Source organism: Roseofilum sp., assembly GCF_982964205.1.
Genome location: NZ_CEZBFX010000005.1, coordinates 17,574 through 38,491, shown reverse-complemented (window position 1 = coordinate 38,491; position 20,918 = coordinate 17,574). Strand labels below are relative to the sequence as shown.

Genomic DNA, 20,918 nt, shown 5'->3' with positions numbered 1-20,918 from the left:
ATCGCGCTATAACATATCTTCTTCTTCCTTATTCTGAACCCCGCGCATAATTCGAGAAAGTTCACTTTTTTCATTCACAGAAATTCGACTCGGTGAACCACTGATAATTCCTTCATAGTTCCGGAAAGAATCCTTAATTTCTGCACCATGTTCTGTAATCGCATATTCTCGAATGCCTTTATCATGCCACGATCCACGCATCTTGAAGACATTGATCGCTCGCGACATTTCCCCACGAATTTCCACATATTGCAGCATTAAAATTGTATCCGTAATCGTAGAAATATGAGATTCAGTAATCGAATGAGACCCCATAAACTGATCCGTCGTGTTAGTAAAGAAACCGGTGATTTCTTCCTGTTTTGCATATCCTGTCACCCCAATCACAAATTGACGGAAAGCATTATTACTCACCCCTCGTGCTAAGGCAGACAGGGAATCAATGGCAATCCGAGACGGTTTGAATTCTGTAATTTTAGATTTAATCAATTGCAAGTGATCTTCTAATCCTGCTGACTCTGGATAGGCACACAGAATTTTCAGCAACCCTTGATTTTCTAATTCTTCAAAATCAATTCCCCAAGAGTTCGCATTCCGGAAAAGCTGGGCCCTCGATTCTTCATAGGCAAATAAAATGGCTCGTTCTGAATTCTTACAGGCATTTTCTAGAAATTTACTAACCAATAGAGTTTTACCGGTTCCCGTTGCTCCAGTGGCTAAAATAATCGAATCTTTGAAAAATCCGCCACCACACATTTCATCTAAAGTGCTAACTCCGGAAGAAACCCTAGCATTAGAAGAGCGTTGAGTAAGTCGCATCGCACCGAGCGGAAAGATATTAATTCCATTATCGGTAATGGTAAAGGGATATTCTCCTTTCATGTGTGTTGTTCCTCGAAGTTTGAGGATTTCTACGGTTCGTCGTCGTCGTTCTCCTTCTAAGGCGTTGCGAACAATAACTACATTATCGGAGACAAATTCTTCTACCCCAAAACGAGCAACTGGCCCATATTCTTCTTCCCGTTCTGTTGTCATGACGGTGGTGACACCGAGTTGTTTGAGTCTGGCGACGAGGCGAAAAATTTCTCGGCGCACCACAGAAGCGGCATCATATTGTTGAAATACAGCAGTTACGGAGTCAATGGAGACGCGCTTGGCTTTGTATTTACGAATGGCGTATTGAAGCCGTTCTATCAGGGCAGAAAGGTCAAAGTTGCCAACAATATCTTGACCTTCTGGGTCAGGAGATGCATCTAATATAAAGAGTTTGCCATCATCTATGAGTTGCTGTAAGTCCCAACCAAAACTGGCGGAGTTTTGAATAATATCTGTAGGCGATTCTTCAAAGGTGACAAAAATACCGGGTTCATTAAAATAGGTAATTCCATTGTAGAGAAATTGGATTGTCAGCATGGTTTTACCTGTCCCTGATGTCCCACTGACTAGGGTGCTGCGACCTTGGGGTAGTCCTCCATGACTGATGTCATCAAAACCTTCAATTAGAGTTCTGATTTTGGTGATTCCAGTAAGTTTTTTAGGGGGAGTCTTTTCTGGTTCGCTAATTTGATCAAATGTACTCATAGGTGATATAGCTCTAAATTAGAATAATAAAAGAGATGATGAAAAAAACAAATGGTCTTGGTCATTGCTGTTTTATCCCAGATTTATCCTAGACCTTCATCATCGCGCAGTTCATCATATAATAAATCGAGTCCAATCAACACTTTTTCGCGATCTGAGAGATCTCCAATGATTTTACGGACAGGAGGGGGGAGTATTTTGGCAAGGGTGGGCGTGGCGAGAATTTTGTCTTCTTCGGCAAGTTGTGGGTTTTTAAGAACATCAATCACTTTGAGGGCATAAACCCCTTGAAATTCTTGTTCGAGAATGTCGTTCAGTGTTTTTAGAGCGCGTACTGAGTTGGGGGTATTTCCAGCAACATAGAGTTTGAGAATGTAGGTTTTTTTTAGGGGACTCATGGTTGTTCTGTGTCAAAGGGTTTTAGATAGTGTTGTCATTCAGGACTATGAATTAACAAGAATTTAGGATTCGCGAGGAATTGAGCGGCGATACATTTCACACAAATGGGCAATAGTATCAATGAGGGTTAAACGATAGTCAAGTAAAATCTCTTCACTCCGTCCTTCTAGCTGTAATTGTTTGGAAAATTCTTCCATTAGTTCCATGTGAATTTCAACAATTTGAGACACAGAAATATCGGCAAAAAAAGCGATGTTTACAAACTCGTCGATTTTGGAGTTAGTTCCTTCATCATCGGAGAAGTAGTTCAGTATTATATCCTCATAGTCTTTTTTTAAGCAATTGAGTAAGTCTTGTTGTTTTTCATAAGATAAACGACGGAAAAAGTTTTTGGGGTCTCGTTTGTAATACACGCCGAGATATCCTAGTCGTTCTTTAAGTTTCTCAGCTAAACGTCGCTGTTGACGTTTTAGGGAATGTTGAATGGCGATCGCATCGATCTCGTTTCCCGGTTGTGCGCTGGTCGATTTTTGGGTGGTTGATAGTTCCAGAAATTTGGCGATCGCTTGATTGATGACCGAGGGAACTTCTTGCAGTTGCTCGGCCGTGACTTCTAGAACGGCATCATGGTATAATCGCCTTATCCCTATTAGATCGGGAACATCTAAACTATCCGCTTCTTCTTGATTCTTTGCGTGGATTTCTAGAGGTAGTCTTTGTGCCATAGATTCCCCGATCGCCACTAGAGGTAGATAGGTTTTTTGTTGCCGCAGTTTACCTAAGAGTTCCGATATCTCAGGGGTCTGTTCTACCACCAAACAGTCAATTTGCTGTCTGTGCTGATCGACATATTCGATTAACTCACTTTCAGAAAATAAGCGAGTGTGAACATGGCGAGTGTCTTCTAGGCATTGCTCTAAAGCATCGCCAAGGGACGCGGATCGGACAAAGATACAGATAGACAGTTTAGAGGGCACGCCAAGGTGTTAAAAGAAACTACAGGTATCGGCTTCGCCTATAGAAAAAAGCGTTGCGTCAATAATTGAGTAAATTTGTTTTTTACAAGTCTTGATATCAATGTAAACATTCTAGACTTAATTGTAAATAAATTGTTATGTTTCTGGGAAGTTTTCCGGTCTGCTTAGGGCTACCTCCCTGAAATTCTGGTTAACGATCCAGAATTAGGTGAGCGATCGCTTACTGATTTCAGGCTGAAGCCACCAGGTGTTGCTGACATTGTGGTTACCTAACATTCATGAACCCTCCTTTGCTCCAAGCTTTTACGTCTCCAGTGGTTGTCTGTCCACAAACCACTCTGCTCGAAAGGGCTTTAATGGAATGGAGTTTAACCGATCGAGAGCTGCTTGTGGTTATCGATCCTGCCCAATTCCCGATCGCCTGTATCCAGTTTTCCCGGTGGTTACCTTATTGGCTGCATCAAGACTCCCAAGGGATTCATACTCCCTCTTTACTCAAAATCAACCCTCAATTATACCAAATTGGAGAACCGATATTAGAATCGATCGCCTGTTTTGCTAGCGATCTCGAGATCGGCGCACTTCAGGAGCAACTCCAACAGTTTAATCCTGCGATCGCCTGCCATTATGCTCTCATCAATCAGGAACGGGAATTTGTGGGATTGCTCGATAACCAACGCTTGCTTCAATATTCCTTAGATCGGAAAGCGGCTCATGGGCTAGAGCTAAGGGAAGCAGGAGGACGGGAGATCTTCCTCAGCGATCGCACCTTGGATACTCACCCCTTCTCCCAAACCCTCCCCTCATCCCTGTTTTCCTCCTCCCATACAGACGCTCTCTCCCAGCTCTCTCCAGAGTCTCCAGCCGACTGGCAACTTCAAACTCTCTTGACTCGCGTTACTCAATTGGTCAAGGAAAACCATGCCAAAGACCAGATCTTAGCCTATATCAGCCATGCTCTAAAAACACCAATTACCTCAATCTTAGGCTTATCCAACCTATTATCCCATCCCCATCACTCCCTCAGTGAACCTCGACAACAGCAGTATTTAAGTTTGATTCATCAAGGAGCCAAACAACTGAGGATGATGACTGATGATGTGGTGACTTGGACACAGCTCGAGCTAGGAGAAGTCGTGTTAAAGAAATCGCCAGTTAAGCTCTCCCAATTATGCGATCGCATCTTGGCTAGCTTTCAAGAGCTGGTGCAAGATCGGGTTGAACCGCTCTACCTCAACCTCAGCCCAGATCCCGATCTTACTGATGTGATGGCTGATGAATTTTGGGTGCGGCAAATGCTCAATCGACTATTATCGTATAACGTATGGGCGATCGGCGATGGGTTGCACGATCGCTCTCCCCAGCCTCTCCCCATAGCTCTCGAACTTGAGATTGGATCTCAAGGGGGATTTTGGATTAGCTTTCGCTTAACCAATCCTCACTTAACCACCCCCATCAATCTTACCCCTTGGATACCTTCTTCTGGTCAACCGAAGGCCTCCCCCTCTTCCTCCACTTGGGAATTAGGATTAGTCATTGTCAGCCAACTTGCCCAACTCCATGGGGGCGATCTGATGTGTTCCTTCAAACCCAACGAAGGTGCAGAATTGACTCTTCTCTTACCCTCAGAATTGCTCGATCAACCCTCAGAAACTGAAATCGAGTCCTCTTTCCCGCAAAAATTAACCCTATTATGCCTATCTCCCGGGACACCGCAAAAGGGAACCTATCAAGAATGGGTACGGGGATGTCACGCCTTGAGAGGTAAAGATTGCCGTCTCTTGGAAGCGGAAGATTTAGATCAAGCTGAAATCTTAGCCAGAGTTTGGAAACCTCATGTTTTAGTCTTCAATGATGCCGGTTTAGAGGATGTTTGGGGGTATTTAAATGCTCTGCGTCAATCAGAATCGTTATGTTATTTACCCCTGATTGCCCTCAGTCAGGAAACGACTCAAATGGCAAATCAAATTCCGGGATTGTTGGTATTCCCTTGTTTGGTTTCTCCTGATTCTGAATTGGCTGTTTCTACGTTGTTACAAGTGATCAAGATAGCTGCAAGTCAGGGATAGGGAGATGGGGGATGGGGAGATGCGGAGATGCGGAGATGGGGGGATGGGGAGATGCGGAGATGGGGAGATGGGGAGATGGGGAGATGGGGAGATATGGAGATGGGGAGATGCGGAGATATGGAGATGGGGAGGATGGGGAAGAAATTACCCATACCCTACATCTATCGACAATGCACGATTTTATCCTGGTCAAGGCACTACGGTAATAATTTTTAATTTTTAAATGTCTCTTTTACTCCAGAACCAGTGGCTTCTTGAATCAGGGCTTCGGCGCGATCGCCATCTTGATAGAGTAATTCTAAAAACTGCCAGGGTTCCATCCCGACTAACCGGGCGTAAAATCCAACTTCACCCATGATTCTGGCTTCTGACTGGCGCAAGTACATACTGAGGCAATGATGGGCCTGATTTTCGGGTTGGCGCTGGGTACGGAAAAAGGCTAAAGCATTGAGTAATCGGTCTTCATAGGGCGCTAGGGGTCTAATGTTCAGGTTTTGGGGAGTGCGTTGAGTCATAGTATCAATTAACAATTTTCATGTCGGCGACAGCCGAAACTATTAAAATTCGGTAGGGGCGAAAAGTTTCTTGCCCCTACCGAGTTTTTAACTATTCTAATTTAACGCAAGCGGTTGGGTGTTTAGAAACCCGGTTTCTTGAAGCTTTCCAACTAATCCGACTTAACCCAGTCGGTTGGGGTTTACGATGTCTAACGCTTGTGCCATGAGCTTTTTCGTCTTTCCAACTAATCCGACTTAACCCAGTCGGTTGGGGTCAAAATGAGCCACTTGATTCAACTCCTTCTCAGCTTTCCAACTAATCCGACTTAACCCAGTCGGTTGGGGGAGACGAGGTTGAAACGAAATACTCGGAAGGTAACACTAGCGCTTTCCAACTAATCCGACTTAACCCAGTCGGTTGGGGAGTAATAATTTCATTTCCACAAATTCCTCAATATAGCCTTTCCAACTAATCCGACTTAACCCAGTCGGTTGGGGATTGAATGGTCTGAAGCCGAAATTGACCATATTAACTTTCCAACTAATCCGACTTAACCCAGTCGGTTGGGGATCGCCTCCATTGGGGTAAGTAGCGCGATCGCATTTCTTTCCAACTAATCCGACTTAACCCAGTCGGTTGGGGTAACGCCTTGAGGCGGTGTACCACCACCGACCCCAAGCTTTCCAACTAATCCGACTTAACCCAGTCGGTTGGGGAGGATATAGAAGGCAACGGATTTAGCTTAGAGCTGTTTTTTCCAACTAATCCGACTTAACCCAGTCGGTTGGGGATGATTAATTCATCGAGTTAATCACGACTTCATTTTTTTCCAACTAATCCGACTTAACCCAGTCGGTTGGGGGGCTGGTCTGGCAGCCCTTGCCCTGTAAGGGTTTCAGGAGCCAAATCCGACGCACTCCCTAAATTGTACAATATAGGGCTGGTCAACGGGGCAAAAAAACAAGCAAATAACGCTAAAAACCTCTCCCTGACTGACTCCGACGCTCGGAACGAAAATGCGTTGTTTCAGCGATTGGCCGAGGTGCGTCGGTTTTATAGCGCTATGGGCGGGTAAGGGGAGTCTATACTATAAATTTACCGTATTTAAACTGAGTCTCCTATACCCGCACAACTTGATAGTCCATGAGTTTTAAGGAAGAATTTGAACTACTGCTGCGATCGCGCTATCCGATCATCTATATTCCCACCGCCGAAGAAGAACGGGTGGAAAGGGCGATCGCCGAATCGGCCAAAAACCTCGGCAGTCGAGGAGTCTATACCTGGGATTTCGTCGATGGTTATCAAGGCAACCCCAATGATAACGGGTTTGGTCGTCGCAATCCCCTCCAAGCCTTAGAATTCGTCCAGAAAGTTCCCCCCACAGCCGCTGGAATTTTTGTTCTCCGGGATTTTCAGCGCTTTTTAGAGGATGTTTCCATATCGCGGAAACTGAGAAATTTAGCCCGCAGCCTCAAATCGGAAGCCAAAAACCTGGTGATTCTGGCTCCAGAAATTGCCATCCCCACCGACTTAACCGAAGTGATTACTGTCTTAGAGTTTCCCTTACCCCAGAGTGGAGACATTCGGGAAGAAGTGAGCCGGTTACTGATGGGATTAGGGCAAGTTATTGAGCAAGAAGTCCTGGAAGAAATTGTCCGGTGTTGTCAAGGTCTTTCCCTAGAGCGCATTCGCCGGGTATTGGGAAAAGCGATCGCCACCCATGGGGAATTGCGCCCGGAAGATGTAGACCTAATTTTAGAAGAAAAACGGCAAACCATTCGCCAAACCCAAATCCTAGACTTTTATCCCGCTCAAGAACAAATTTCTGACATTGGCGGTTTAGAAAACCTCAAAGATTGGCTCCTGCGGCGCGGTGGCGGGTTTTCCGAGCAAGCCAGAGCCTACGGACTGCCCCATCCCCGTGGTTTACTGTTGGTGGGCATTCAAGGAACCGGGAAATCCCTGACAGCAAAAGCGATCGCCCACCATTGGCATCTTCCCCTCCTGCGCCTCGATGTGGGACGACTATTTGCCGGACTCGTGGGAGAATCGGAATCGAGAACCCGGCAAATGATTCAACTAGCTGAAGCTCTCGCTCCTTGTATTTTATGGATTGACGAAATTGATAAAGCCTTTAGTGGCATGGGATCGCGGGGAGATGCAGGCACAACGAATCGGGTATTCGGAACCTTTGTCACTTGGTTAGCAGAAAAAACTTCACCGGTTTTTGTCGTTGCCACCGCTAATAATATCCAAAGTTTACCCCCAGAACTATTACGCAAAGGGCGATTTGATGAAATCTTTTTCGTGGGACTCCCCACCCAAGAAGAACGACAAGCCATTTTTGAAGTTCATCTCTCTCGGTTGCGTCCCCAAAGTCTGAGAAATTATGAGTTAAAACGTCTTGCCTATGAAACCCCTGATTTTTCGGGGGCAGAAATTGAACAAATGATTGTAGAAGCCATGCACATTGGCTTTAGTCAAAACCGGGATTTTACTACCGATGATATCCTAGAGGCAGCCAGTCAAATTGTCCCCTTAGCTCGCACGGCTCAAGAACAAATTGAATTGTTACAATCTTGGGCAGCTTCCGGTAAAGCAAGACTTGCCTCTCGTTCAAGTGGTTTAAAACCGCCCTTGTAGTCGTTATTATTTTCCAGATTTATTCTTATGGTTGGTAGATTAGTTTCCGGATTTTTTCAAGTATTTTTGGGGATCGCGTTGGCGATCGCCCTGATGTTAGTCGGTGGATTAGCCGCTGCCCGTTATTTTATGGCCAGAATGACCATTGACCCTCCCAAACCCGAATTTCCAGAGGCACAAGAGGCTAAACCGGCTTCTGCTTCCCTGTCTACTCCTGCTGAAGTCCAAAAGCCAAAAGAACCAGAACTTCCAGAAGGAGCCTACAAAGCGAGAGTCACTTGGCCCGATGGTCTGATCTTGCGGAATTCCCCCAGTTATGAGTCGGGGTCTATTGGTGGAATCGGTTATAACGAAACGTTGTATGTGATTGGAGAAAGTGAAGATAAGATTTGGCAAAAAGTTCGGGTTGCTTCTCGAGATGCCTGGGTGAAAGGGGGAAATGTGGAGAAAGTGGAATAGAAGGGAATGGGGAATGGGGAATGGGGAATGGAGATGCAATTCTCTCTGCTATGAAGTACAGCTTGAAGCCTCAGACCCTAAGTAATACAAGATATTGCCTGTTGCCTATTGCCTAGCGCAAATCGCCTTAAATGTTAAGAAATATCTCTAAACCTCAAGCTTGATTGCAATTGAGGGGAAATTATGCACGGAAAAGAAACTTGGGTGATACCCTGAGAAGACAAAATTGATCGGCACTCATCCAGAAATTATCTTTTATGTATAATAAGTCTTCTGATTCGGATTGGCTCGAAGCGATCGTTACTGGCAGTATCGGTGCAGGTATTGTAACTTCTTTTGCCGTCAGTCAAGGGCAACATCCCCTAGTCGGTTTAGCTATTACCCTATTTGCTGGTATTTGCGCTTGGTTGATCGATCGACAAATGCACTAATTGACACCAACTCAATCCATGTTTACCCTTGTGTTACCATTTGGTAAATTCATCTCTTCGGGTTCTCGCTTAATCCAAAGCTTGCTAACAATAATCCTGATTCTAGGGTCGTTGACTCTCTCAGTCAGAGCTATAGAAATAGGAGATGATGGGCCACAAGTGCGGGAATTGCAGCAACGACTCCAAGATTTAGGGTATTTTAATTTACAACCGACAGGACGATTTCGGGAACTGACCCAGGAGGCGGTCATCCGATTTCAACAAGATCGGGGCCTAATTCCCGATGGTATTGTGGGAGCAGAAACTTGGAGTCGATTGCGTTCGGGAGGAACCCAGAGATCGACATTAGACAATTCTCCCGTACTCCAGCGCGGCGATCGCGGCCCGGAAGTCACAGCTCTACAGGAAAACCTGATGGCCAAAGGCTTTTTTAATGGCCCCATTACGGGATTATATGGTTCCTTAACCGAGGAAGCGGTTCGCTCCTATCAAGAAGTCCAAGGCTTAACCCCAGATGGTATTTATGGCCGCCGCACTCAAGCACAACTCGAAAATGGAGCGCCAGTGGGTCAGTCCTTAAGTTCAAGGTCAGATCCCCAAGTTCTAGAATTACAGCGCCGTTTAAAAGCCAGGGGATTGTATGATGGCCCCTTAGATGGCATCTTAGGCCCCCTAACCCAAGAAGCCATATCCAGAGCGCAACAGAGGTATGGTATTAGTCCAGAAGATATTCGCTGAGTTTCTCTAGGTAACCAATCCCCGCGAAGACAGCGACGGGGCTTCCAAACGTATCGGAGACTTTACGTGAGAGCCCCCTGAGCCAAAGAAATTACAAGTGAGCAATCTTGAGTCATTTTGCTCGAAAAGATCGCCTAAAATAGGGGCAGCATCGACACCTGGATTAAGATCTCCTACTCTCTATGGACTCTCTAGCCTATCTCCATCTAGCCCTAGCCTATCAAGACCCGACCAGCACCGAACGGGTTTTACGAAAATCAATCCAGCAATTTTGGCAACAGTTGCTGGCTAAACCAATTTCTAGTCGATTGATCCTACGATTACTCTCTTTAGGCATCACGCTGGCGATCTTGACTTTAGCGCAAGTAGCTCTAGCTCTACGATTCGGAGATTCTGGCACAGATGTAGCACAACTTCAGCAAAATCTCCAGCTATTAGGATACTATCGAGGCCCCATCACCAGAATCTTTGATGGAGTAACTGAGCAAGCAGTACTCAGTTTCCAACGTGATGCTGGTATTGGGGTCGATGGCATAGTGGGTTCGGAAACTCAATCTGCGATCAATCGGACCTTGTTCAACCAATTGCCACAAGCAGGATTCAATACGTTCCCTCAAATTCTGCCCCCTCCTCCAGCACCTTTTAATACGCCATCTTTTACACCCGGTTTCACTTTTGGCGATCCCCTTCCGAATTCCTTTAATCCTGCTCTGGGTCAACCCAACTTTAATCAACCCTTTGGATTACAACAAGTAACACCCAGTTCTCCGATCTGGCAGATTCAGCTACTGCAAAGTAGACTGCAAGATCTAAGATTGTATCGGGGCACAATTGATGGAATCTATGGCCAACTGACAACAGATGCTGTGGAGCAGTTTCAGCGCTTAAGAGGTTTATTTCCTAGTGGCATAGCTGATAGCAGAACTCTAGCAGAATTAGGCTTAGGATCAGACCCAATAGCCACAGGAAACAATACTTTTCCCCGCGTAACACTCCAAGGATATGTCGTAGTGATTCCAACCGGTAACAATTTTATCTATCAACAAATCCGCATACGGTATCCCAGCGCTATACAAACTCGAAATCGAAGAGGGAGATTTGTTTATATACAAGCCTATGACAATCGCGATCGTGCTGAGAGTCAGTCTGCACTATTGAGATCGCAAGGTTTTACTAATGCCAGAGTCGTCTATTTCCGTTAAGCTCTAAATATCAAGGATAATGATTCCTGTGGCGATCGCCCTTGAAAATTCACTTACCACCTAAACCTGTTACTCCTATTGATCCTCTATGACTGAACCTGTTGCCGATCTCAATACCCAAGCTCCTATGGCGACTCGCATCCGTAATCTGGTGGTGGCGTTAACGGCGATCGCCTTAAGTGTAGCTTTGTTTCTAGGTCTACAAACCCAAAATCCCTCTACTTCTCTGTCTGAGTTGGCCGAAACCTCTACACCGCTAGAAGTTGCCCTAGAAAATGAGAAGCCGACGTTAATGGAATTTTATGCCAATTGGTGTTTAAGTTGTCAAGCTATGGTTCCTGATATGGTAGCGTTGCGAGAGGGCTATGGGGAACAAGTCAATTTTGTCATGTTGAATGTGGATAATACCAAATGGTTGCCAGAAATGGATGCCTATCGCGTCGATGGTATTCCCCATTTTGTATTTTTAGATCGTCAGGGAGAGGCGATCGCCGAAACAATTGGCGAATTACCAAAACCCATTCTCAAGGGTAAATTAGACGCTCTTGTGGCTGGTGTCCCCATTCCCGACGCTGGCAATATCGGCAAAGTATCCAGCCTAGAATCGGGTTCGCGAAACGAAGTCCCCATGGTTTCCGATCCCCGCAGTCATGGATCTCAGGTCGTACAGTAGGCGATCGGATGTCTCCAGGCATTTTACATAAATGGATTGACAATTCTCATTTTTTCTTGAATGAATTGATCGTAGTGCAAATCTTCTGAGTACAAGATTGCACAATCGAGAATTAAAGCAGTCGCAATAATCAAGCTATCCCAATAAGAGTATTGGTATCTAGATTTTACAGCAGTTTCCTCTGCTATGAGGTACATTAATGACGGTTTTTAACAATATCTAGAACAGCTCAGAGCTTCTACCAAGTCTGTTGTTTGCTCCCCCTATCCCCCTATCCCCCCATCACAGCGCAAAGCGCTGTATCTCTAATGCTTGAAGCACTTTAAGAGTATCTATTTCTGAAATGGTAAAATTGCTGACTAACTCTAATACAATTTCTTGAGATTCCTTGTCCTCGACAAGCTTCTTTCTTATCAAAACATTAAAGAGTTCTCCTAAAATTTGAGTTCAATAATCTGCTTCACTTTAAGATATTTGCCTTCAGGTTCTTTAGCATAGAGATAAACCCAAAGATTAGTATCTAAAAAAACTTTATCGCTCATAAAGCTTATCTCGCTTAAACTGATAATCTTTAGACAAGTGAAAAGAATGCTGATCGACTAATCGCAAAAATCTTTGCTTTTTCAAATCAACTTCATCCAATTCTAGCAAAACGACTTTAAATGTTTTGCCCTCCATCATTGATTCTAGGTGTTGATCGAGAACTAGACTGCCATTGTGATAGGTTGCTTTCAATATCTTATACATAGTATTTTTTAGGAGTAATAGTAAAGTAGTCAATAAGTTGAGTCGTGTTCAAAATTTCCTTGTGGCAGTCGATTATTAATGTTGGATAGAAGAATACAGCGCTTTGCGCTGTTATGAGGGACAGTTTTGAATCCTCAAAGCTATGTACCAAAAGCCTATTCCCTATTCCCTATTCCCTATTCCCTAGCGCAAAGCGCTATATTATTCAATCCTTTCATCATAACCTTTCCATTGGTTTCCCTCCTCTAAGATATATTGATAAACCGATCGCGATATAAAAAACCTTGAACGTAATCAATTTGCATTCGTCGTGCAAAGGCCAAATCCTCTTCGGTTTCCACCCCTTCTAAAATGATTTTTTTTCCTGTACTATGCACATAATTAGTCAAGAACTGAACTAAACAAATTAGATTTTTATTTTGTTTATTCTGCACAACATATCGATCCAGTTTAATAAAATCGACCAGTTGCATAACCGATGTGGAGATCATCGATTGTGGATTACAAACATCATCAAGAGCCGTCTCAATTGTGGCATTTGATAATTCATGGATCATAGACAAACTCATCATAGCATGATTGATTTCAGTATTTTCAATTAACTCAACGACAATCCCATCACCAGTTTGATAATTATGAAATAACTCTAGAAATGGATTTTTTCCAGAATGGGTTGTGTATTGTTCTCTACTACAGGAAAAATACGAATCTTGATCGAGGTTGACAAAAAGCTTCGTCTTCTTGGGAGCATGAGCTAATTGCAGTATTTTTTGTTGATATTCAACCTCACAGAGTTGGAGAGGTGTGTTGTGTAAAGCTCGATATACTATATCTGGTGGAATGGCTTGATTAGAAGCATCAAAAAATCGGGCTAAACACTCGAATCCATAGATCTCTTGACTCTTGACTTCAACAATCGGTTGATACTCCACTCCATATCTTTGTTCCGAGATCAACTCATCTATACTCTTAGACCAATTGACCCAAGCATCTATCTTTTTTACTTTAAAACCTGAGCTATTTAAGCGCATTTTTTCTACTTTTCTTCATTTTTTCTGGAAGATTTGAATGATGTATGAACACCAACATTTTTTTCTTCGTTGTCAATCCAATGGATGTTTCATTGCACTAGCATAAGATAATTGTGCTTTCTTACGCCTTTTGTCTTGGGTACTTAACACTAAGGATTTTGAGCTTAACTGGTGACCAATGGAGATGATCCATGACTAGCGCCTAGCACGATAGCATAGTTGCACGTATTGAGTTGAGTTGCAGATAGGGATTGAGATCCAACTTTACTTGGGGATGGCGATCGCGATATCGGTAGATTGATCGAGAAAGTGGTTCCTTCTCCCATTTTAGACTGGCACAATAGCTTACCACTGTGCTTATCAACAATTATTTTATAGCTAATCGACATCCCTAAACCGGTTCCCTTATCCGCAGATTTTGTAGTGAAGAATGGTTCAAATATTTTCGCTTTTACTTCATCAGACATTCCTGAGCCATTGTCAACAATTTTGATTTGCACTTGGTTTTCTCTTGCCACAGAAGTTTGAATTTTAATTTGACCTTTTTCGAGATAAATGTCCTGCTCTTTCTGTTTTTTGCTTCGCTCATCGAGTACATCAATTGCATTGGCGATAATATTCAGAAACACTTGGTTGATTTGCCCACTGTAACCCTCGACTTTCGGAATCTCTCCATATTCTTTGATGACTGCAATTTCAGAACGATAATCTTTGGCTTTTAATCGATTGTATAAGATCAATAAAGTACTGTCTAAACCTTCATGGATATCTACCGGTTTCATGGTAGATTCATCAACATGAGAAAAAGTCCGCATGGATTGAACAATCTGGGCGATGCGTTCGGTTCCCACCTTCATGGACTTGAGTAAATCTGGAAAGTCTTCCATCATAAATTCGAGATCGGATTCCTCACTATAGTCAACAATGGCTTCGACTGGTTCGGGATAATATTCTTGATATAACTTGAGGAGGGTTAAAAGAGATTCGCAGTAGTCTTGAAGTGGCACTAAGTTACCCCCGAGAAAATGGAGGGGGTTCTTGATTTCATGAATGATACCCGCTAACATTTGGCCCAACGCCGACATGCGTTCGCTGTGAACGAGCATGGCTTGAGTGTTTTGTAATTCAGTTAAAGTCTCTTGTAGAGTATTGGCTTTCTCCGTTTGCTTTCTGAGGAGTTGTTCAATCTGTAGCATGTAGCGCTGAGAAGCTCTGAGATAAATGCTCAGAAAGGTAATTAAAGCTGTACTGCCGATAATGATGCTCCAAGTCCGCCAATATTGATCGGGGGCAATGTATTGAGCAGTGGGGATCAGCAACCAAGAAATTTCACGATCGCTCACCTTTAGCGATCGCTGACAGGGTAGCGTCACGGAATTTCGCGATCGCCGCAGTTGACGAAATGCTTGCCCAGAGGCTGAACTCGTCGGAGGGGCAAATTCTGGACATAACCACCCCCGACCAATTAGACTTGGAGGGTTTTCCTCAAGATTGTTGACAAATAATCGCTCATTCACTTTATAGAGCGCTACGGGTTCTAGCTCTTGTTTCAGGTTACCTTGCCAAAAATAAATCTCTAGCTCGGTTAGATTCAGCCCCCGTAGGGAGTGTTCTAGTAATGCCTGAATTAATTCACTTGAGGTCAGCTTTTCAATCTGCTCTGGACGGATTTTTTGTTGAGTAGAGAATTGTTGTTCTAAGGAATGTTGAAGACGATCGGCTTGAATCTGTAAGCTGTTTCTCAATTCGCGCCGCTCCCATTGCCAAGTCGCAGAAGCAAGAATCATCGCGAAAATTGCACTAAGGATGGTGAGGGCTGTAACGGGTACATTGCGATATAGAGCAATGGCGCGACGATTCCGATCTAAAAAATAAGTCATAGTTAGATTACTCTATTATCGCAAATGAAGATTGGGAGTATTGGTATCTATTGAGAATATTTCTTAACTATAAGGGTATAAAGCACCAAATATTGGTGATCTGAATCACATAAAAATCAAAGATTAGATTAAATCTTAGGTTGTTCTTACTCCCCACTGCCGACTCGTTGCTTGTCCTGAGTATCTTCCTATCAGGGTAACGACAGGGGAATTAACGATCCACTAGAATTTAAACTATTCCTACTCTCTGAACCCAATTAAGTTCATGTACGTTTATCGCACAGATCAAGTTAAGCACAAAGCCAAGCAGCATAATCTGGAGACCCACATTAATCGATTCTGTGATGAACTGTTGCCTCAGAGTGTCGATCAAGCCCAAGCTCATTTCAAGCGCCTGTATCCTTATCTCAAGCGCAAGGTTGACCATAATTATCGCTTGATTGCTCGCATGGTACGGGTGCAGGGGGAAGGTGCGGGGGAGGATGTTTTGGTGTTGCTTGATATCCTCAAGCGGGGAGCAAAAGACTATGAACATTTTCTTAGAGACCGGGAAGGGTTTGGCCAGCAGTATCTCGATCTTCAGATTCAACCTGGGGAATTGGAGAATTGGCTATTGGGTCAACACAATTTAGAGTTGGTTCCCCATCGGGTACGGCCATTGGTACAGGAAAACCCGGATTTATTACCCTGGTTAGAACCTCCAGGATGGAAACGGGAAAACCAGGGTGCGTTAATTTATGAGAGTGAAATTTGGTTTGGGGAGTTAAGTAGTGCAGCGATGCGATCGCACGCTTCCCAGTATACCCAATTAGTCGAAGTGATTCAGAGTCCCCAATCGACGGAACAGACGACTGAGTGGCCGGGAGTGTTGCTTTATGGAGCAGGCGATCGCTATATTCTCTTTAGTCGGATTGTCTGTGGGGATCAATCGTCGTCGATTCTGTTTCTACTGTGTCCCTTTTCCCATTATCCCACGCCCGAGGAAATCAGTGCTATTGGCGATCTCACCTATCTCTACAATCAAACTGTCAATTATCTGAACGGCCATTTCAACCTCAATTCCATTACTGCCCTAGCTCGCCGAGCCTATCCCAATTATTTGCTCGCCCATGAGGATTGGCTAATCCTTGAGGGTTCCCCAAAGGTGAATTTAGCCCTGTCTGCGGAAGAGGAGAGCCTCTTAAACCTTGTCTCAACACCGGGCAATCACGCTCTTCCCTTGTTCTTAAACGGACAAGCGGGGAGTGGTAAATCGACGCTCCTCTTTTATCTGTTTGCCGACTATTGCTATCGCAAATTCTATTATTATGGCGATCGCCTTTTACCTGGCAATCCCCTATTTTTAACCTACAATGAGCGTCTGCTAGAGGTTGCCAAAGACCGAGTCCAAAAACTATTAAAATTTCATCATCGCTTTGTTTCCCAACAAACCAACGACGATCCGATTCCCAATATTCGGCATTTTTTTAAACCTTTCCAGCGTTTTTTGCTTAACCTTTTACCCCCAGAATATACCGAAAAGTTTGCCTTAGACCGCTATATTTCCTTTCATCAATTTAAGGTCTTATATCAGCACTGTCCCCTCCCCACCGCCCACCATTACTCCCCCGAACGGTGTTGGCATGTCATTCGCACGTTCATTAAGGGATATAGCTTAGAAGAGATGACCTTAGAGGACTACGAGTTTGAAGTTCCACGTAAGGAACGAACCGTTCCCATTCAAGAGTTTAAAGATATTTATACCCTTTGGCAAAATTGGTATCAGAGAAAAGCACAAGAATCCGGATACTGGGACGATCAGGACTTAATTAAACAGGTCTTGCAACTGCCCTTGGATTTAGCCCGCTATACCGCCATTTTCTGTGATGAATCCCAGGATTTTACCCGTATTGAGCTACAATTAATTTTAAGACTCTCTATTTTTTCTCGCTACGATCTGGGATATCAAACCCTAGAAAACTTTCCCTTTGTGTTTGCAGGCGATCCGTTTCAAACCCTGAATCCAACGGGATTTCGCTGGGATAGTTTTAAGGCCGCATTTTATAGTGAAGTGGTGATTCAACTCGATCCCACCCGTCAATTGGGGTTAGAAATGAATTTCCAAGAATTAGAATGTAACTACCGTTCATACGCTCCGATTGTAAAATTCAATAACTTGATTCAATTCTGGCGCTATCTCTTGTTTAATCACCGAGATCTAAAGCCTCAAAGAGTCTGGAAGCAAGGACAACTATTACCGGAAAAATTTATTTTAGAAGACAATTTACCCCGGGAAGTATTCAAGGAATATATCCAAAATACAATTATCATTATTCCCTGTGAAGAAGGGGGAGAAATTGCCTATATCCAAGAGGATGAAGTCTTATCTGAAGTGATTGAAGGGTGGAGTGATGGGGAGCCGCCCAAAAATGTCCTCAGTGCGATCGCCGCCAAAGGACTCGAATTTAAGCGGGTGATTTTGTACAAATTTGGGGAAGCCTGTCATCACCGGTTTTGGACGCTCCTAGAAGCCGATCGCCCCGAATTGAGCATTGAAGTAGAATATTTCTTTAATAAGCTCTATGTGGCAGCTAGTCGCGCCATTGAACGCTTATTTGTCGTCGATACCCCCTGGGGCGATCGCACCCTATGGGATCAGATCAACGATCCTCATCACGTAGAAACCCATTGGGGACGAGTGAAAAATCTCCAGGACTGGCAACAACGGATACAATTTTTGCAAACCGGAACGGATGAAAGTGCGAAGAATTTGCAAGAAGATGATTTACTCTCCGTTGCTCTCACCCTTAAAACCGAAGGCTTAAACGCCCAAGATCCCAAACTATTACGGCGAGCCAAACAATATTATCGAACCATTGGTAATTTAGAAGAAGGACATCTTTGTGAAGCTTGGGCGCTCAAATTTGAACAACAGTATCAAAGAGCTGGGTCAGAATTTTGGCAACTGGGAGAAGAAGAAGAAGCTTGGGATTGTTTTTGGCAAGGCTCCTGTTGGGCTGACTTATATCAATGGTATCAGGATGTGGCCGATCGCCCGGAACTTAGCGATCGCCATAGCCTCGAACAACCTCTGATTAACTTCATGGTCTCAGAATTTGACCAGGAAGCCATACAAACCCTCACCCAGGCATTACAAGTTTATCACCATAATCAGACCCAAATTTTAGAGCAACATCGTTTTAGTCCCCAATGGGCAACGGCAATCAAAACCTATCAGCAAAACATCGAAGAAATTAACGACGAAAGTACCTTACAACCCGCCATTTGGTACAATGTCGGTGAAGTTCTGCAAGCTTTATCAGATGCTGGATATCCAGGTCTACTCACTTCAGCCGGACTTTGCTTCTATCGTGGAAAAGCGTATCAAGAAGCCGTAGATTGTTTCACCTCTGCTCAAGCAACTGAACAACGGGAATATTATCTTGCCAAATCCCAATTAGTTGGACTTCCCGAAGGCTTAGAATATCTGAAACTGGCTTCAAGTGCTAGAGGATCGACCCCAACCAAGAGTCATTCCGATCTCGAACATCTCATTTATCAGGCTTGGAATGAAGCGGGATCTCCCAAAGACCCCGCCTGGTTACGCTATATTGCTCCTATTTTAGAAAATCAGAACTCTTACTATCATGCCTTTATGGCTTATCTGTATTTAGACGATACTGAAGCCCTAAAGCGCTGTTTTGACCAGATTTCCGATCCCAGAGAACAGCGCCAAGTTTTACCCCTATGGCTACAATATTTAATCCGTCGGGAATCTTGGCCAGAATTACCGGAAGTTTTTGAACAATGCACTCGCGAACGGTTAACCGATCTTGTCGAAAAAACTCAAGTTTTGGCGGTAGTGATTTATGAATTAGCCCATTCTAATTTGCATCCCAATCGCCTCTCAATTCCCGATCGCCAACGCTACGAATATTTAATTAAAGACCAGTTTCTAGGTCAATCCAACTGGCAAAATTATCTGTTGATGGAACAGGTGGGCATTGCCCTGGAAAAAATCGGCGGTTTGGGAGTTACCCTAGACTTTTATCAAACCTTCTGCGAGGGCAATTATCCCACCAACACCCAACAGCTTGCCCGCACGCGCTGGTTAGCCACCAAGAAAAAACAGGAAGACTATTACACCACCAAGGGCAAAACCAACCGCCTGATCCGTATTCGCTCGGAACTAGCACAAAAATCCCGCAGTTGGAAAATCCCCCTAGATACGGTATCAGCAACTCCTCCCTCTGCTCCCCAACACCGTCCTTCCCCTCCCCAGCCCCAGCAGAAAAATCTCCCTCCTGTTCCAGAAGTTACTAATACAGCTCCTGCAAATCAATCGGTTGAACGCTCTTTAGATAAGCCGATGACTAACGAGCAGAATATTGACCAGGTCGAAATTTTAGGCTTACCCAAAGAGGTAGAAGTGAAGCAAATTAGCCATGGAGTACTGTGGTTCCCCATTAAAAATCTCGTGATTAAGGTTACTCCAATGGTCAAACAAGTGTTAATTGCCGATATTCTCAGTGGCGATCGCCTGCGGGTCGATTTAATCAACTCTAGCCTATTGTTTAAAACCATGTCTATGAAAGGTTCTGGCAATGAACCCCTCATCTTTAGTTGCTTTAATGCTAGCTATGAAGGACGCTTAGAACCCGGCGATCCAGCCCAATTATTCCTCAATATTGCCGAACATCAACTGTGCTTCAAATTCAAAGGAAGATAAAATAAAGAGAAAATCCCGATCGACTTATGCACCTCCAATACCATCCTAGAGATTACTACCCCTCGGCGGAGGATTTGCCCGACTCAGACGAGACTCCTGTGGATAATGAACTGCAAGATTTAATTCCGACTCTACTCAAAGCGATGCTGGCATCAATTTGGTCAGAGCGCATGGATTGGTTTTTTGGTGTAGATATGGGAGTTTACACCGATCCAAACCAACCGGCAATTGTCCCTGATGGATTTTTGAGTATTGGTGTCCCCAGAATTATTGATGAAGGTTTACGCTTATCTTATGTTCTCTGGAAAGAGAGACAAGTTCCCACTCTAGTGTTAGAGGTAGTCTCGAAAACCCAAAGGGGAGAATATGCCGAGAAAAAACAAAAATATGCCCAACTGGGCGTTCTTTACTATGTAATCTATAATCCCTTGCCGACAGAGCAACAGAGATTGGAAGTTTATCAACTTAAAGGGGGTAAATATCAATTATTGTCTGGGGAACCCATATGGTTATCCCAACTGAATTTAGGGATCGGTAGAGAGCGAGGGACGAATCAAGGAATAACCAGAGAATGGCTCTATTGGTATGATGAAAAGGGAAATCGTTATCCGACTCCAGAAGAGAAAGTAAAGAGTGCAGAACTAGAGCTAGAAAGGGAGCGTCAGGATAAGGAAAAGCAACAACAAAGAGCAGAGAGTGCAGAATCGGAATGCGATCGCCAACAGCAAAGAGCAGAGAGTGCAGAATCAGATTTACAACAACTCCGTGAGAAACTACGACAATTAAATATCGATCCCGATTCTTTATTGTCGTAGTTTCTAAACGGCGATCGCTAATTCAGAGAACATCTGACGCAGACTATTAGGAAACTATCAGCACCAT

General features: G+C 44.0%; 16 protein-coding genes and 1 CRISPR repeat array. Of the genes, 9 read left to right on the top strand and 7 right to left on the bottom strand.

Annotation, left to right across the window (positions count from 1 at the left end; genetic code table 11):
* Window positions 1-6: 6 nt before the first annotated feature.
* The 3 genes from kaiC to AC3A14_RS02540 all read right to left on the bottom strand — a co-directional run bounded on the left by kaiC (window position 7) and on the right by AC3A14_RS02540 (window position 2,957).
* Complete coding sequence (gene kaiC / locus AC3A14_RS02550) at window positions 7-1,581, bottom strand: circadian clock protein KaiC (protein ID WP_318731441.1); 1,575 nt, start codon at window positions 1,579-1,581, stop codon at window positions 7-9.
* An 83-nt stretch (window positions 1,582-1,664) separates the two neighbouring features.
* Window positions 1,665-1,979, bottom strand: a complete 315-nt coding sequence (gene kaiB / locus AC3A14_RS02545) for a circadian clock protein KaiB (protein ID WP_318701478.1) — start codon at window positions 1,977-1,979, stop codon at window positions 1,665-1,667.
* Window positions 1,980-2,042: 63 nt separating this feature from the next.
* Entirely contained in the window at window positions 2,043-2,957 is a 915-nt protein-coding gene (locus AC3A14_RS02540; RefSeq protein WP_318731440.1) for a circadian clock protein KaiA, read from the bottom strand.
* A 278-nt stretch (window positions 2,958-3,235) separates the two neighbouring features.
* Between AC3A14_RS02540 and AC3A14_RS02535 the strand changes: the two genes are divergently transcribed.
* Window positions 3,236-5,026 carry a sensor histidine kinase gene (locus AC3A14_RS02535; protein WP_318731439.1) on the top strand — a complete coding sequence of 597 codons (1,791 nt, stop codon included), beginning with the start codon at window positions 3,236-3,238 and terminating at the stop codon, window positions 5,024-5,026.
* Between the two features lie 212 nt (window positions 5,027-5,238).
* On the opposite strand, the gene AC3A14_RS02530 is transcribed toward AC3A14_RS02535, so the two are convergent.
* Window positions 5,239-5,541 (bottom strand): hypothetical protein, encoded by a 303-nt coding sequence (locus tag AC3A14_RS02530; protein WP_318731438.1) that lies wholly within the window; start codon window positions 5,539-5,541, stop codon window positions 5,239-5,241.
* Between the two features lie 144 nt (window positions 5,542-5,685).
* Window positions 5,686-6,386: direct repeats of the CRISPR family, unit length 37 nt; unit sequence CTTTCCAACTAATCCGACTTAACCCAGTCGGTTGGGG.
* Window positions 6,387-6,667: 281 nt separating this feature from the next.
* On the opposite strand from AC3A14_RS02530, the gene AC3A14_RS02525 reads away from it, so the two are divergent.
* From AC3A14_RS02525 to AC3A14_RS02500, 6 genes are all read left to right on the top strand, one after another.
* A complete protein-coding gene (locus AC3A14_RS02525) occupies window positions 6,668-8,167 on the top strand; it encodes an AAA family ATPase (RefSeq protein ID WP_318700813.1) in 1,500 nt (499 codons plus the stop codon).
* Window positions 8,168-8,194: 27 nt separating this feature from the next.
* The gene (locus AC3A14_RS02520; RefSeq protein WP_318731437.1) at window positions 8,195-8,626 is read left to right on the top strand and encodes an SH3 domain-containing protein; all 432 of its coding nucleotides are present in this window, start codon (window positions 8,195-8,197) and stop codon (window positions 8,624-8,626) included.
* A 257-nt stretch (window positions 8,627-8,883) separates the two neighbouring features.
* Window positions 8,884-9,057 carry a hypothetical protein gene (locus AC3A14_RS02515; RefSeq protein WP_318700815.1) on the top strand — a complete coding sequence of 58 codons (174 nt, stop codon included), beginning with the start codon at window positions 8,884-8,886 and terminating at the stop codon, window positions 9,055-9,057.
* Between the two features lie 18 nt (window positions 9,058-9,075).
* The gene (locus AC3A14_RS02510; RefSeq protein WP_318731436.1) at window positions 9,076-9,795 is read left to right on the top strand and encodes a peptidoglycan-binding domain-containing protein; all 720 of its coding nucleotides are present in this window, start codon (window positions 9,076-9,078) and stop codon (window positions 9,793-9,795) included.
* Window positions 9,796-9,977: 182 nt separating this feature from the next.
* Entirely contained in the window at window positions 9,978-10,997 is a 1,020-nt protein-coding gene (locus AC3A14_RS02505; protein ID WP_318700818.1) for a peptidoglycan-binding domain-containing protein, read from the top strand.
* An 88-nt stretch (window positions 10,998-11,085) separates the two neighbouring features.
* Window positions 11,086-11,670 (top strand): thioredoxin family protein, encoded by a 585-nt coding sequence (locus tag AC3A14_RS02500; RefSeq protein ID WP_318731435.1) that lies wholly within the window; start codon window positions 11,086-11,088, stop codon window positions 11,668-11,670.
* Between the two features lie 531 nt (window positions 11,671-12,201).
* Here AC3A14_RS02500 and AC3A14_RS02495 read toward each other — a convergent pair.
* The 3 genes from AC3A14_RS02495 to AC3A14_RS02485 all read right to left on the bottom strand — a co-directional run bounded on the left by AC3A14_RS02495 (window position 12,202) and on the right by AC3A14_RS02485 (window position 15,328).
* Window positions 12,202-12,417, bottom strand: a complete 216-nt coding sequence (locus AC3A14_RS02495; RefSeq protein ID WP_318731434.1) for a hypothetical protein — start codon at window positions 12,415-12,417, stop codon at window positions 12,202-12,204.
* A gap of 245 nt (window positions 12,418-12,662) precedes the next feature.
* Window positions 12,663-13,448: an EAL domain-containing protein gene (locus AC3A14_RS02490; RefSeq protein ID WP_318700820.1), complete on the bottom strand. Its 786-nt coding sequence runs from the start codon at window positions 13,446-13,448 to the stop codon at window positions 12,663-12,665.
* Between the two features lie 164 nt (window positions 13,449-13,612).
* Window positions 13,613-15,328: a sensor histidine kinase gene (locus tag AC3A14_RS02485; protein ID WP_318731433.1), complete on the bottom strand. Its 1,716-nt coding sequence runs from the start codon at window positions 15,326-15,328 to the stop codon at window positions 13,613-13,615.
* A 265-nt stretch (window positions 15,329-15,593) separates the two neighbouring features.
* Between AC3A14_RS02485 and AC3A14_RS02480 the strand changes: the two genes are divergently transcribed.
* The gene (locus AC3A14_RS02480; RefSeq protein WP_318731432.1) at window positions 15,594-20,036 is read left to right on the top strand and encodes a helicase domain-containing protein; all 4,443 of its coding nucleotides are present in this window, start codon (window positions 15,594-15,596) and stop codon (window positions 20,034-20,036) included.
* Between the two features lie 26 nt (window positions 20,037-20,062).
* Window positions 20,063-20,851 carry a Uma2 family endonuclease gene (locus tag AC3A14_RS02475; protein ID WP_318731431.1) on the top strand — a complete coding sequence of 263 codons (789 nt, stop codon included), beginning with the start codon at window positions 20,063-20,065 and terminating at the stop codon, window positions 20,849-20,851.
* Window positions 20,852-20,918: the final 67 nt, after the last annotated feature.